Raw genomic sequence first — 14,060 nt, forward strand, 5'->3', positions numbered from 1 at the left:
TCCCCTTATTCTATATATTTGTCAACTTCCTAACCGGAAAGTATAACCAAACGAACTAGACGGATTGTTCTACCTTTTTCTCTTTCTTTTCTCCGTCAATACTGCGAATCACACTAAAAATAGAAATCGCGGAATAGCCTAATAAAAAGACTCCTGGAATAATAAGAAGCAAAGCAGCTCCAGCCTTTGAACTAGCATAATTTAATGCATATCCTGCATAAGGAACTGTAATATCTGCATATTTCCCAATTACATTCTCCGCAAGTACTGGTTCTAAATCTGGGCCATTATTGTTATCCCCTTTTGTTTCATACATGACTTTTCCATTTGTATCTTTCACACCGATAATACGGTGAGTGATAATTTTTTGATCTTTCTCTTTAAAGGTAATCACATCACCTTTTTGATATTTAGAACCATCTTTCTTTGGCTCTATCGCAATGATTGATCCTGTTAAAAAAGTCGGTTCCATCGATCCTGATAACACTGATTTAAATTGATATCCCATCACCGTTGGATCCCCACCACTTGCTTTTGACGAAATAACCACAAAAGCTAGAAAAACCATCAATGCAAATAAAACAAATGAGATAACGTTGCTAATAATCTTCCAAACGAATTTCATAGTTTCTCTTCCTCTCCGTTGTTTTATATTATTTGAAGTATGTAATATTCAGTTTGTTCTTTAACAAGAACACAACTAAATAATATAACGAACAGAACGGAAATGCAATAAGAAAATTTACAATTATTAGTTATTTTAAATATATAAAAAATAGACTGTGACAAATTCCCATCACAGCCTTTTAACTAGTAATCTATTTTTCTTCTGACTTCATTCCTTTTGTATTTCGGCGTAGCACTACAAATAAAATGGCTCCAAATAGTACAGCAGCGCCTATTCCAATACTTATTATTTTCACATTTGATTTATTTACTTCAGGCTCAGCTGTATCTTTTTTAGGCATCGCAAAAGTAACATCTTCTTTAGAAAGAACATTTACCGTCGCAATTGTTTGATTATTTTTCGTAATATCAACTGCACCAACTACCTCACCACGATGAATTCCTTTATGATACAAAGAATCTTTATCTAATGAAGCCGCACGGAAAATCGTCCTCACATTTTTTCCTTCATCTTTCTTAAGCATCACTTCTGCACTTTTTTCAAGCTCGCTATCAATATCTTTATTTAAATACGTTGTCTTTTGATGCCAACTATGTTTATCTAGTACAGTTTGCTTCACAAATTGACCAAAAGAATAGTCCGCCATCTGCTTTAAATCTTCATAAATTTCAGGTCTTTGAGAAGCCATTACTACATTTATAATACGATTTCCATCCTTCTCATTTAATAGAACGAGCGTATTGCGCGCTTCATTTGTAAAACCTGTCTTACCGCCAATACTAAATGGATTTTCAAAATAAGTAGATTTATTAAAAATAGACACCGTCTGCCTAGATGTCGTAACTGTCGTCCTTTTCGTATTCATCGCTTGCAAAATCTCAGGGTACTTTTGCACACCTCTCGTAATCATAGCCATATCATATGGTGTAGTATAATGGTTCGGATCATGCAATCCATTTGGTGTTACAAAATGACTATCGGTAGCCCCTAATTGCTTCGCTCTCTCATTCATCATATTAGCGAAATTCTCAACACTTCCGCCAATACGCTCTGCGATTGCATATGACACATCATTCGCACTTAGCACCATTAAAATCATAAGTGCAGTATTTCTATTAATCGTCTCACCAGGTTGAAACTCAATTTGATAATTACTCTTCTCTTGATCTAATGCTAATTGTGAAAACGTAAATTGATCCTCTGGCTTCGTATGCTCCATAAGTAAAATCGCCGTTAACACTTTCGTCATACTAGCCGGAAATGCACGATGATGTGCGTTTTTATCATACAAAATATCTCCAGTTTTCGCATCAATCGTAGTTGCAAACTGACTAAAAACATTTGGCCCTTCCTTAGGTGGTGGTGCCACTTGTTCTGGATTCACTCCAACATTCGTCTCAGCACGTAACGTCATAGGTGTCAAAAAAAATAAACAAATAACGGTAATAAAAGCCAAAATTTTCTTAAGATTTACCATATGACTCTCCCTTTTCACTATACTCTCACAGCTTAAAAACTGAATATACCAATCTATATGTAATTTGTATTAAATTGGAAGAATATTCACTGTTTTTTACTATATCATACTTTTACGATAAATAACATAAATATACAATAAAAAATAAGAAAGAATTATTCTTTCTTATCCTTCTCATCAATTAATGAATCTATTAAATTTTGACTAGCTTCCTCAGGTGTAATCTCATCTGTCATCCCCATAAACGACCAACCTTTAGAATCGACCCACTCAACAAACTCTTGCAAAAACTCATCATGTGTAACATCCACATCAAGAATTGAGCCATTAATTGAAATCGTTCTATTTTTAGATACGCGCATCTTGAACGTTTTCCTTACCATTACAATAATTCTCCCTCTACTTCTGAATAATTATAAAGTGAAACTTTAATCAGTGGGGGGGCTTCATCCCCCACTTAACCTCTTTGCTTTCGCTGAGTTTTGAGGTGGATCTTACTGCCCGCAAATAGCGGGGTAAAATAATCTTGTATCTCTGTTATACATGATTTTAAGTAAATTGTAAAAAGGATATATTGGCCAGTTTGCATATTGAAACTGAAAATCTATCATCCTGCAAAAATAGCAAACGATATGTAAAGGATCATAAATAACTAAATAAACTCACATAAAAATAAAACAAATTACATTTTATCACACCAAATACAAATGACTTTCGTACAATAGAATGGAATATACTAGAAGAAAACTTATAATGAGGAGGAACTCCATGGCGCGTTGTACGTATTGTAAAACGAAGTGGAAAGTAAAAGATGTATGGTCGATACTCTTGACATTTGAAAAAGATTGTCCCTATTGTTTTGGAAGGCAATATTTATCAAAGAAAACCATAAACGCTATGCCAGAACTTTTAAGCTTACCTTTACACTTCTTATTCCCTTTTCTTGTTGATTTGAGTGATGAAGGTCCTTTAGATTGGTATCGAAAAAAATAATATAACCGCTCTATTTGAACCCACTTTTCATTACATTCTCTACCTACATATTCCTTAATACACTACTAAATTAACTCCAAATTCTTCCTGTTAAAAAGATTACTATAAAAATATTGTAAAATTTCAGTTAATTATATATAATTGCTTTAACATAATGAGTAAAGATTCTATTACATACGCATTTTTGAAGATCCCGTAGCTCAGCAGGGAGAGCGCCACCTTGACAGGGTGGAGGTCGTGAGTTCGAGCCTCTCCGGGGTCATATCCTTTTGTATCAACTGTTGATAATTTCATATTTTGACCAAAACTAACGGTGAGTACCGCTCAAGTTTTGATCGAAACTCCTCCTTTAACTCTAAATGAGACTGAAGGAGGTTTTTTTATGTCTTTAACATACTTCACTGAAAAAGAAATCGTAAAAAAACGACAACCCCACAAACGAAAAACTAGCAAAATTTCAAAAGAAAATTCTGTTGAACGTGTATTTGAAAGATTTGTTGATAGTAAAGTAAAACAGAATTTACGCCCCAAATCGTTAAATCAATTCCTTCTTATGTTTAATAGCATTAAGGCATTTCATGAAACACAAAATGCTCATACATTTTATATGACCGACATCACAACAAACTTCATTTCTGACTGGGTCTACTGGCTGAAAAATGAATATGTACGCTTTGATGGTCATGCTTATGTACCTGAAAGTGCTCAAACTGTTGGATTAGCGGATGAAACGATTTCCAGTAGAATCAAACGTTTGAAAACATTCATCAATTGGTGTTTGCGACAAGAAATCATCAACAAAAATCCATTCAATAAATTCGAGGGATTTCGTAAAGATAACACACAAATTGATATTCTCTCAGTTGATGAATTGAACAACTTATTAAAGGTGGCAAAAGCGTATTCTAATAAGAGTTTCAAGCACTTTCGTGATTATGTATTGTTACATCTTCTCGTTGATGGCATGTTTCGTATCACCGAAGCATTGTTATTATCGCCATCAGATATTGACCATACAAATCGAGCGGTAATTATTCAATCCAATAATGCCAAATCACGCAAAACTCGTACTGTACCATTATCAAATAAAACATATCGTTTACTTATACAATTGCTCGAAGAAAATGAAGCGTTTGAAGATGATGTTGATGATTTAATTTTTCTATCATTGAGCGGTCGTATGCTAAGTAAAAACAATGTGTTACGTGATATCCGAAAATACGCCATCGAAGCCAAAATAAAAAAACGCTTCTATTTACATTTGATACGTCATTCAGCCGCCACCCATTATTTATCATCTTCTGGTGACGTTGAATCGTTAAGGAGAATCCTTGGACATGCTGACTTACGAACAGTGCTCATATACAGTCATTTAGCGGATACTACCGTTCAAGAAAAACATGCTACTCATGGATTTTTCGGAAGTGAAAATGTAATTAATCGTAAACGAAATAATAGAAGAAAATAAAAATAAAACCGTCTACTCCCCCACCGACCAAAGTTTGGGATTAAACGGTTCAGTACAAATCCGAGAAGGACTTGCTTATTTAATTGTAGCAAAGTTTCTTCTCCATGAAAAGGAGAATACTCATGTGTATTAAGAGCGAAATCAACCACATTCAGAAACGTTTGCTTGAACGACTGAACGTTAAAAATGGATCGACGTTGTTTACTATTATCGAAGCAATTTCCCAACAAGCGTACGCAAAGGGCTCATTCGTGGTGTCACAAAAAAACTCAACATTGGCGGTTAAATGTGATGTTACAACTTCTACAATTTCACGCAACCTCAAGAAGATTAAGGACAAATGTGCTGATTTACTACAAATTGAACAAAATCGTAATGTATCAGAACAGTTTGCTTCACTGGTATTTACGTTCATTCCGCAAGAAGAAAGAAGTGGTGAAATACTGCCACCTGTAAAACGTCAAACGGATATGTCAAACGGTGAACAAACGGAACAAGTCAATGATGATACGGATTTTCACGGTATTGCTGAATCGCCTTCTAGAAGTTTTTCTAATCATTCCGAAGTATATATTTCTAATCAAAATAAAGTTTTTAATACTAGTACTGTTAACAAAGAAGGTATTATACAAAACGATATTATTCACGAGGAATATGTATTTGCACGTAAAAACGCAATCAGCAAAAAGATGTTCTTCAAGGTCATTGATGAAATCAAAAATAAAAATAACATCAGCAATTTAAAAGCATATATCCGTGGAGCAATTAATAACATAATCAATCACATATCATTCCGTAATGGAACACGAACATTTGAAAATCCAATGAGCCAATTGTTTTATAACTGGTTAAATGATGAAGGACACGAAACGGTATAGATTTTGAATTTCTATTAATAGTTTTATAAATAATTGCCGTTTGCTGTCCGTGAATTAAATTTAAAAATCTAGATAAAAATTTTTGAATATTAATATTCAAAAATCTCCTATTCTATATTTTTTTCACTAGAAAAGGTTTCTAATTTCCTTTATGTGGTAACACTATATTTGAACCATATTTGGAAGGAGAGATTCTGATGAAAAAAATAATTGAAAGCTTAAACAATGACGGTGTAATTAGGGTGTATAGTATTGTGCTTGAAGTATTAAGGAGTAGAAAAATTATAAGAACAAATAACTTCGTAGGAGAAATCGGTGAATATAAAGCGATTGAATTTTATAACGAATCACCATTATTACCAAATTTAAAAGCGGTTGAAGTAGGAACAAAATGTGTAGATGCTATAAATGATAATAATGAACGTTACAGTATAAAAACAACGACAACTAAAGGAACAGGTGTATTTAACAAATTAAATGATAAGGGTTCGGATCTACCACAACAAAAATTATTCGAATACGTTATTATCGTGACATTTAATGAGAACATTTCACTAGAAGCAATATATGAGCTCGATTGGGATACTTTCTTATCGCTCAAAAAATGGAATGCGTCGAAAAGAACTTGGTATTTAAACATCACCGAGAAATTAAAACATAGAGCGAAAATATTGTATGCTATTGATAAAGCAGTATAATTTCTTTGCAGACGCGTTCTGTTAATTCAATTCGTGTCTGCAAAAAAACTTTATTTATGGAAGTAATTTAATCGAAACACCAAAACAGTAAATGCTCTTATTTCGCTCACCTTACAAACTACATATTAGCTTTTCATTACAGTACTGAATTTATAGTAAAATAGTGTTTTTACTAGTATTTTAATTTTTTATAAGTAATTTTTAAAACATTTATCTGTTTTAAATTTTAGTATATATTACTATTATTTAGACATGGATGCAGAAAATTCTTATAATATAATTATACATTTTTATATTAGGCGGTGAGCTATCAAATGGACTTATGCTATTTACTCAAAGAAGAATCAAAAAAATTATACAACACTATGAAAGCAGCACAAGAACTTGATATTAAAATTCAAGAAGAAACCTTGACAGAACTTATGCTTATTAATTTAAAGGCTAGTATTCAGGCGAATACTGAGGAGAACATTCAAAAAAAAGGCTTGAAGACTATAATAAAACATTGCAATAAATCAGCTGAGTTTAATCTCGGTACAGATTTTCTATGGTTTGTAGGCTCTAATAAGAAAAATAGTTGGGTTGCATTTTATATACAAGCAAAAAAGATCAAAGATAATCAAAAGTATTTTCTAAAACATAATTATAAAAATAAAACCGGGAATGAATCTACACCTATTCTTAGACAGGTCGATAAACTAATCACAGCTGCTGAAGATATTCATTTAGGATATAAAGACATACGTAGAGCCATTCCAATCTACTGTTTTTACAATTATTTAAGTGATGAAACTCTAAATGCAGCAGACTACTTAAACGACTTTCAGAAAATCCCTAAGGAAAAGAAAGATTTCAGTTTTACTTATTCTTCTGCATATCATGTGAAATTTTTACTAGATCAGACTCATTCTGCCAAACAGGGAACCACTAAGAATACCTTTTCCTTTAACGATCTAAAAGGACTTCCAATCTATACACTATTCTGTGATACAAATACGAATCAATCATTGGCTAATCGCATATTGAAAACATATAAAGGTTATCATGAAAAACTTGTCAGTGACAGAGAATCTAAATACAATTTTTTTTTAAATGACCACAAATATATATTCAAAGAACTTCCGCCTGTTGTGGAATCTTTAATTAAGGACTCAACGGACACTTCAGATAAATATGCTGGGACAGATCTCCCGTCATACATAATGGTTACTTATGAAGATTAACATCAATTCTTAAAATAATCACTGTACAAAATCTAATTCAAAAAGACAGAGAACTGTACGTTGCACTCTGTCTTTTATGTAAATCACCTATTTTATATTATTAAAGAATTTGTTGAACCTGAACTATTTGCTTTTTCAAATAATTTGGCATTTCTAAAGCATTTACATCTAAAGATTTTAACCACTCTAAATAATAATTTGGATCTTCCACCCTATGGTTTTTACCAAATTCTATATCTAACCTTATTGCTGCCTCTCTTGGAAGTCCTATTGCCATAAATTCAAGTGCAGGAGTTGAACAAGCTCCAAATTCTAAAAATGAAGATATTTTAATTAATCTTTCTGCTTCTTCTTTTTTATTTATGGATTCTAAAAATACTTTTAAGACATCAAGATATATTTGAAAATACTTCACCATTTTATATCTAATTGTGTCATTTAAAAAATGAATTTGTTGCTTAACAAAGCTTGTTAATTTTTTTTCTTTTAAAGAATATAAAGATGGTTTATAAAATATAATAGTAGATAATGGATAACCAGTCATCCATTTATATCCTGTAATAGATATTTTTTGAATGAATTTATCACTCCAAATAGTATTATTCATAAAGATTTGGTTTATCGATATAATAATTTTTTCAAACCGTTCAAAACCTGCATCATTTAGATAAACTGGATACAAAGGGATTAACTCTTTATACTCAGATTTATTTTTTTCGAAAAACTTCCAAAGGTCATTTATTCGATCTGGCATGACCCCTTGTACATCTTTTAAAAGGGTGTGTGGAGGTATAAAATCAGTAATAATTCTTTCAGTTATAAAATCTATTTCATTTAAATCCATTTCATTCAAATTTGTTTTATATAAAGAATCTGCTAGTTTGTTTCCTAAAATTCTATCTCGAACCACCATCGATACCAACTGCTCATTATAGTCATCTATTCCAGATGGCTTATTCCTATCATTAATATAATCTCGGAAGTTTTTAACATCATTAATTAATTTTGACTCAGAGGAAGGAATAATAGGGAAAGATCGAACACCCATTAAAGGATTTATATCCCACTGTTCAAGATCTATAAGTATTATATTACCTGAAAAATCATTCCCCATCCTACCTGCTCGGCCAGCTAAATTCCAGAAATTAAGTTTATCCAATGGTTTTTGCCCCGATTCAGGTTTATACATAAATATATTTTTTGCGGGCATATTTACACCTTCCAACAATGTAGAAGTGCAGCTAACAATTTTTAAGGCACCTGATTTAAATAACTCCTCAATACCAGACCTAATTATTGGCGGTAGGGCTCCAAAGTGAAATGCTATCCCACATCTAATAAAATGAGCCAGCTCATAATCTTTTGAAATAAACTCTTCGATAAAATCTGCGAACTCATTTAAAGATTCATCATTTAACTCCGGAAATTGGCCACTGTTCACTAATTCTCTCGCCACATCTGTTGATAACATAGGTTCACTCGAATAAATTATTGAGGTATTATTATTCCATAACTCAAGAGCAATATTTGCAAGAACTTTTGCTTTTGCCTTACTTTTAAGTTGAAAAGGAATTTCACAAATCTCTATTTCTTTATCTTGATAAATAACATTAATATGTAATTTCTTAGATTTTTTATTAACTTTTATGATATTTTGACTAACTAATGGAAAATTATTTTTTTCTTTATTTCCGTTTTCAATATTAAATGTAGTTAAGAACTTTTCTGGATTACTAACCAACGGACTTGAAAACAATAATTTTGCTTTAGGAAATATAGCTTGTACACTCTTAAGCGCGCTTTCTAACAATATCCCTCTACCATCACTTTGAATATTGTGCGCTTCATCAGTTATAATCAACTTTACATTTAGTTTTTCAACATTTTCTTGTGTACAAAGTTGAAATAGCCTTTCTTGTGTTAACACCAATATATTAGATTTTTCTGGATATTTCAAAACATTTTCAATCTCTGAAGAACATCCAATATATATATTTTTTAATTCTAAATCCATTACTTCTCCTAACAAATCGTTCATAACTTGATTAATTAGCGCTCTTGTTGGGACAATATAGATAACCGTTACACTTTTCTTTTCGGCGTTAATAAAATTTAAAATATTTTTAATAAAAATAAAAGATTTTCCAGCAGAAGTTGGCGCAGAAACACTAAATCCATTATATGAATAAAAATTGTCATAAACAGCATTTTGAAAATCTGTGAATAAATATTTTTTGTTAATAACTTCCCTTTCATTAAAGCTTTCAAAAATATATTCTTCAAAAGCGGTAATGCCATTTAAAAGATCTTTATACTCACTTATTCCAGTTATATCTTCAAGTAATTTTATTGCTGGAAAATTCCCTAGTTTTCTTAATGTTAGAAACGAACATAATAAGACCCCTTTACTGGACATTACTTGAGGCAACGAAATAGCAATCTCTAGAGCTTTTATTTTATCTTGGTCATCACTAGACATTGCTAGCATGTTTGCAGCTTCCGCCAATATTTTTATTTCCGATTTTGAAAAATGTTCTGTTACATTTGAGAATAAATCTCTTTGAACTTGTATTTTTTTTAGCCTTTCTAACAAAATTAATAGAGTTTCCCGATCCAATTGATTTATTAATTTTTCAGTATTCATCCCATTCACCTTCTTAGGTAATTTCAGTAAAAAATAGATTTTCAAAAGCTTCAATTGTGTTAAACGGAATTGTAAACCAATTAATTTTTATATTTTTAATAGGAGAATTTTCCGTTAACATTTCACATATAATTTGTTCGTTTTTTATACATTCTTCTATATATTTTTGTTCAAGAAAAGCCTCCGTATGTTCTTTAGGTAATCCCCTTTGTTCAATTTTCTTTAATAAGTCTGAGTCATATCCCGTAAAAACAGTAAGTTCTAGTACAATATCATCCCAGCTTCTATCAAACTTGTTAAAATCACTAAGTAACTTTTTAATTTCACTTGAATCAATTTGGTCGTAAAAATAATCATCAAGATAAAAAATATCATTATCCATATTCATAATTTTGCCTAAAGATTGAATCGATTCATGAACTGCTGTTTTTAAATCACTCTTTAACTTACCCTCGCCCAAATATAAAACTAATTTATAATCAGTATTCATTCCAATATGCAATTCATTGAAAACATCATGTTCGTCATCAATACTTATTCGCTTTAACCCCTTAGGTGCACCTAGTATGCCTTCAACCAACATCCAAAGAATTATAGCCCCCAATTTTTCCTGACCTTGAATTTGTCCTATTACTTGATTTGTCCTTTTAATTATAGGAAGCGGTTTAATAATGCGCTTTTCTAATTTTTCTAAATCGGCAAGAGTACATGCGTAATCTGAAATTGAATCTGCAAGGTATTCTGAAAATTGTTTCATTTGAGAAGTACCATCTTTGCTATATTTCAAATAATATGCACTAATTAATAAATCAACATCCGGCTTGCTTCCATAATAATCAACCTTCTTAAAAAGTTCTTCACATTTATTTCTTTGAGAATCAAGCCGACTATTAATTAAATTATTCTTAGGTCCAAATGAACTATTAAATTTGATTTCATATTGTTCAAGAAAATTCACTATTCTATTAATACTGATTGACTTAATTGGAGACTTTATAAAACTATCTTCTTCCACTACAACAATTGCTTTAATTTCACCATTAATCATGACAGGGGATCCAGATAATCCCTTTAGACTCTCATCCCAGCCATCATTTATATATGTACCATCCAAATGCAAATCATATTTAACCAATTGCTCAAAGCTAGAATCTTGATATATCCCTCCTTTTATGTAGCAAAATCTACTTCCTCCTTCTCCAGAATCCCACTCTACAGGAAAACCCACACATTCCCAATTATCTTCAAGATTTACTTTCTGACTACTTAAATTAGGCCAAGATTCTAATGATTTTACTGATTTCTCTAGACGTAAAATAGCCACATCGTATCTTTTACTTTCTCCAATAATTGATGCAAAGACCTCCTTTGTTTCCTGACCTTCAGATAATCCATAAAACTCCAATCTAATAGGTGTTTGATTTTCAATATTATCTGTAACTGCATGTCTTGCTGTAATAGCTGTTTTTTCGTTAATTAAAAATGCAGTAGCTTGCTGTTTGCAAAACAACTTTGCAGTGATATGATATAAAATTTCACTCATGCTTATATTGTTCCTCCAATAATTATTTAGTCACTGTTAATAAAACTACTTAATAATAATTTTGGTAGTTTCATTAATAACCCCTTTTGTTGAATCATTAGTGTATTCTATTTCAAAATTATAATTATCCTGTAACTCTTGATTATTAATTCTGTTAAATAAACGAGTTGGTTTATAATTAAAAATAATTTTTTTCTTTTTTTCTTTATTACTACTAATAATTCTATACAATGTTTCTATATCTGGATGATAGAAATTCTTCCCTCTTCCATTGGTTGAAATGATATAGTTCTTTGTCTCAATCAAATTTAATAGTTCCTTACTAGTATTATGTTTACTCCCATGATGAGATATTTTAACAGCGTCAAAATACATTCTTTCTTGCCCACTCTTTGTTAATATTTCTTTTAAGTATTGTTCAATCGCTTCCGAATGAGAATCTCCTAAAAAAAGTATTTTCTTTTCACCTAGTTCTAATATAAACGCTATTGAACTTCCATTCACTGGCTTATGATCTGGCTCAAAATCTTGATTAGCAATAGCATCAATATCTACTTCTCCAGAAACTTTTTTTACTTTACGTGATTTCTTTTTACTATCAACAAAATTTGCCATATATATTTCAAAAGCATCTTCCATTAATTCGTTACTTTCTATTTTATCTTTAAAGCCCAATTCAACCAATTTTGATTCCCACGCTTTATCCAGTTCCTTTAATTTTTTTTCATCAGGTGAAAGAATAGTTATTTTAACTTCGTCATTAATACTAACTGTTCTTAAAGTATTATCACTCTTCTCTACTGAAACCGCTTGATTATTAAAGGTTTTATTCCATCTGTCTGTATATCCATTTTTGCCAAGTGCCCCTACCAATGTCCAGGCTTGTTCAAAGCTTATGTCTGACACTTCTTTTACACCGTTTTCTTTACCATGACCTTTTTGAATTATTTTAGTCAACATTTCTTCTGAACTTTCTTTCATTTCTTCTTTCTCTTGAAGTAGCTTTTTTTTCTCAAATTGCAAGTGTTTATAGCTATTGTGCCAAATTTCATCAACTTCGATTACCTTTGGACTATTCACATCTCCATTTTCCTCTAGAAACTTAATCCCACCTAAAATGTGATCTTCATCGACATGTGTAAAAACCAATAAAGATAGTTTCCCACCTTCTTTACTGATCTCTTTAAGTTCCTTTTTTATTGTCTTATTATATGTACCCTTAAAACCCATATCTATTAATATATGAGTTTGTTTTTCACCTTTACAAGTAACTAAAAAACTATCTCCATATGAAGCAGGAAACATTTTTATTTCTATTTCGTTCATCATAAGCACTCCATCCTTATTTAATTAAAGATAATATCAAAATATAATTCCGTATTTTTATTTAATATATTTATACAATCCTTATCTATTATAAAAGCTTAATTTATTCCTATTATGCCATAAATTATAAAGTTTTATTGTTATATAAATCCATTTTTAAGTTTATATAATAAATTTGATTAAATTTTAAGCTCTTAAGTATCATGATAATAACTTTATAAAATCAATATATAACTATAAAACATGCAACTTTTTATAGTTTTTTGCATAAAAACCGCACAAAAATGACATGAAAATTGCATATTTTTCATCCAAGTGGAGGATAGAAACCCATTAGTGGTGCGGTTCTACGCAATTTTCCATGTTCAAAAGTCGTCATTTTCTGGATTTTTTTAGTTTTAGGGCTGAATTTTTTAGTTTTGGACCACCTCCCTGTCCTTTGACCCTCCTATCAAAATAAAAATGAGGTACAGGGGGCTATATTTCTATTTATTGCTATTCTTGACATTTCTATATTTTCCGTATTTTTCATTTATACTATATATATACATTTCTCGAGCACTCAAAGACATAGTTATTTAATTTACTATTTGCATCTGCATTCAATTAAATGCTCACATGCTTTACAATGCTTTGCTTCATATATGGTTAATATGTGATATGTTTCATCTGTATGTGAACCGAATCCATAGTTACCTGCATATGTTAAATAAACTTCTTCCAGTGTTCGGTCATCGTATTTATTCTTGATTAGACCTCGTGAGAATAGTTGTTCCTGTTTTACCTGTTGTCGTTTGATACGTCGTTTATGCGAGCACTCAATTACAAGATGTTCGTAACGAGTGTTGAATATATCATTCGGCTTCTTTTCATATAATAGGTGTGCATAGAATTCATCTACTTGATTATCCAACAGATCCTGTAAATAACCGTATTTCTTTTTTAATCGGGCAATCTTTCTACTTTGTTCAATGCGCTTGGTACGTTCACGTGCTTCTTTGCTTGCTTCCTCGGATTCCTCAAATAATCGTATAATCATATAATCTTCTCCAGAGTCAATATTATATTTATCTAGTATCGCAAACACTTCTGTAATTTTATTTGCCATCATTGCTTCACTCATTGCTAATTTAACGTTTTCTTCCATGATCCATTCTCCTTTTTATTACGGACAGTAAACGG

At 31.2% G+C, this 14,060-nt stretch carries 12 protein-coding genes and 1 tRNA gene; 6 read left to right on the forward strand and 7 right to left on the reverse strand.

Going from position 1 to position 14,060, the window contains the following annotated elements:
* Positions 1-55 precede the first annotated feature (55 nt).
* From sipW to LMD38_RS19980, 3 genes are all read right to left on the reverse strand, one after another.
* Positions 56-625 (reverse strand): signal peptidase I SipW, encoded by a 570-nt coding sequence (sipW, locus tag LMD38_RS19970; protein ID WP_062821872.1) that lies wholly within the window; start codon positions 623-625, stop codon positions 56-58.
* A 193-nt stretch (positions 626-818) separates the two neighbouring features.
* The gene (locus LMD38_RS19975; protein ID WP_061183636.1) at positions 819-2,105 is read right to left on the reverse strand and encodes a D-alanyl-D-alanine carboxypeptidase family protein; all 1,287 of its coding nucleotides are present in this window, start codon (positions 2,103-2,105) and stop codon (positions 819-821) included.
* A 155-nt stretch (positions 2,106-2,260) separates the two neighbouring features.
* Complete coding sequence (locus tag LMD38_RS19980; RefSeq protein ID WP_000251858.1) at positions 2,261-2,488, reverse strand: hypothetical protein; 228 nt, start codon at positions 2,486-2,488, stop codon at positions 2,261-2,263.
* Between the two features lie 385 nt (positions 2,489-2,873).
* Here LMD38_RS19980 and LMD38_RS19985 point away from each other — a divergent pair, with 385 nt between their 5' ends.
* The 6 genes from LMD38_RS19985 to LMD38_RS20010 all read left to right on the forward strand — a co-directional run bounded on the left by LMD38_RS19985 (position 2,874) and on the right by LMD38_RS20010 (position 7,365).
* The gene (locus LMD38_RS19985; protein ID WP_016716920.1) at positions 2,874-3,098 is read left to right on the forward strand and encodes a hypothetical protein; all 225 of its coding nucleotides are present in this window, start codon (positions 2,874-2,876) and stop codon (positions 3,096-3,098) included.
* A 189-nt stretch (positions 3,099-3,287) separates the two neighbouring features.
* Positions 3,288-3,360: transfer RNA gene (locus tag LMD38_RS19990), tRNA-Val, on the forward strand.
* Between the two features lie 120 nt (positions 3,361-3,480).
* Positions 3,481-4,566, forward strand: a complete 1,086-nt coding sequence (locus LMD38_RS19995; RefSeq protein WP_228919936.1) for a tyrosine-type recombinase/integrase — start codon at positions 3,481-3,483, stop codon at positions 4,564-4,566.
* 122 nt (positions 4,567-4,688) lie between these two features.
* The gene (locus LMD38_RS20000) at positions 4,689-5,444 is read left to right on the forward strand and encodes a hypothetical protein (RefSeq protein WP_228919938.1); all 756 of its coding nucleotides are present in this window, start codon (positions 4,689-4,691) and stop codon (positions 5,442-5,444) included.
* Between the two features lie 197 nt (positions 5,445-5,641).
* A complete protein-coding gene (locus LMD38_RS20005) occupies positions 5,642-6,142 on the forward strand; it encodes a hypothetical protein (protein ID WP_144660150.1) in 501 nt (166 codons plus the stop codon).
* Positions 6,143-6,456: 314 nt separating this feature from the next.
* Positions 6,457-7,365, forward strand: a complete 909-nt coding sequence (locus LMD38_RS20010; protein ID WP_144660148.1) for a DUF6615 family protein — start codon at positions 6,457-6,459, stop codon at positions 7,363-7,365.
* Positions 7,366-7,465: 100 nt separating this feature from the next.
* Here LMD38_RS20010 and LMD38_RS20015 read toward each other — a convergent pair whose 3' ends face one another.
* The 4 genes from LMD38_RS20015 to LMD38_RS20030 form a co-directional block, all read right to left on the reverse strand.
* Entirely contained in the window at positions 7,466-10,009 is a 2,544-nt protein-coding gene (locus LMD38_RS20015; protein WP_228919944.1) for a DEAD/DEAH box helicase, read from the reverse strand.
* A gap of 13 nt (positions 10,010-10,022) precedes the next feature.
* Positions 10,023-11,552, reverse strand: coding sequence for a Hachiman antiphage defense system protein HamA (locus LMD38_RS20020; protein ID WP_098015880.1), 1,530 nt, complete (start codon positions 11,550-11,552; stop codon positions 10,023-10,025).
* A 45-nt stretch (positions 11,553-11,597) separates the two neighbouring features.
* Entirely contained in the window at positions 11,598-12,881 is a 1,284-nt protein-coding gene (locus LMD38_RS20025; protein ID WP_144660145.1) for an MBL fold metallo-hydrolase, read from the reverse strand.
* 583 nt (positions 12,882-13,464) lie between these two features.
* The gene (locus tag LMD38_RS20030; protein ID WP_228919948.1) at positions 13,465-14,025 is read right to left on the reverse strand and encodes a hypothetical protein; all 561 of its coding nucleotides are present in this window, start codon (positions 14,023-14,025) and stop codon (positions 13,465-13,467) included.
* Positions 14,026-14,060 lie beyond the last annotated feature (35 nt).

This window comes from Bacillus pacificus (genome assembly GCF_020861345.1).
GTDB classification, from domain to species: domain Bacteria; phylum Bacillota; class Bacilli; order Bacillales; family Bacillaceae_G; genus Bacillus_A; species Bacillus_A pacificus.